This is a genomic window from Wenyingzhuangia sp. 2_MG-2023 (assembly GCF_030548295.1).
GTDB lineage: Bacteria > Bacteroidota > Bacteroidia > Flavobacteriales > Flavobacteriaceae > Wenyingzhuangia.
Genome location: NZ_JAUOSB010000162.1, coordinates 1 through 244 on the forward strand (window position 1 = coordinate 1; position 244 = coordinate 244).

The 244-nt window shown below is 32.8% G+C and carries 1 protein-coding gene; it reads left to right on the plus strand.

Annotation, left to right across the window (positions count from 1 at the left end):
- The coding region (locus Q4548_RS17330) for a hypothetical protein (RefSeq protein WP_369281307.1) at positions 1-244 on the plus strand (244 nt) is incomplete at both ends.

The following is a 244-nucleotide window of genomic DNA, read 5'->3' on the forward strand; positions in this document are numbered from 1 at the left end:
CCCCCACCCCCTCTTCCAAGAAATTCTTAAGTCAACAAGAAATTATTGCCTATATCAAGAAACGATGATGCAAATGGCGGTAGTTATCGGGTTTAATTTAGATGAGGCTGAGCAATTAAGAAAAATTGTTGGTAAAAAATTAATTGACAAAGTAAAAGAGTGGAAAGACAAAATTTATAAAAAATGCGAAGAGAATAAATTCCCAAAAGAAATTGGGGATATTCTTTGGAAGATATTAGAGGAT